The organism is Bradyrhizobium sp. Bra78, from assembly GCF_024519855.1.
GTDB lineage: Bacteria > Pseudomonadota > Alphaproteobacteria > Rhizobiales > Xanthobacteraceae > Bradyrhizobium > Bradyrhizobium japonicum_G.
In genome coordinates, this window is record NZ_JALJRE010000031.1 from 1 (window position 1) to 625 (window position 625).

The window sequence follows — 625 nt, forward strand, 5'->3', positions numbered from 1 at the left end:
TCATGGATGATCTGTTGCGGGAGTTTCTGACGGAGACCAGCGAGAGCCTGGACACCGTGGACAACCAGCTGGTGAAGTTCGAGCAGGAGCCGAACAACGCCAAGATCCTGGATAACATCTTCCGCCTGGTCCACACCATCAAGGGCACCTGCGGCTTCCTCGGGCTGCCGCGACTGGAAGCGCTGGCGCATGCCGGCGAGACCCTGATGGGCAAATTCCGTGACGGCATGCCGGTGACGGCCGGCGCGGTGACGGTGATCCTGGCCTCGATCGACCGCATCAAGGAAATCCTGGCCGGCCTCGAGGCGACCGAAGCCGAGCCGGAGGGTAACGACCGCGATCTCATCGACAAGCTGGAAGCGATGGTCGAGCAGGGCATGGCGGCAATGGCTGCCGGCGCCGCTGCTCCCGTCGCCGAAGCGCCGCCGCTGGTGCCGGAAGCACCTGCTGCCGTTGAAGCTGCGCCCTCCAGCCAGGGCTCGCTGATCGACCAGACCCTCGAGCGCCCGCTGCGTCCGGGCGAAGTCTCGCTCGACGAACTCGAGCGCGCCTTCCGCGAGACTGCGATCGAAGCACCGGCACCTGTTGTCCAGGCCGCGCCCGCTGCTGAAGCTCCCGCGCCTGC

The 625-nt window shown here is 66.9% G+C and carries 1 protein-coding gene; it reads left to right on the top strand.

What is annotated here, in order from left to right:
- Window positions 1-2: 2 nt before the first annotated feature.
- The coding region (locus OC450_RS34265) for an Hpt domain-containing protein (RefSeq protein ID WP_262049476.1) at window positions 3-625 on the top strand (623 nt) is incomplete at its 3' end.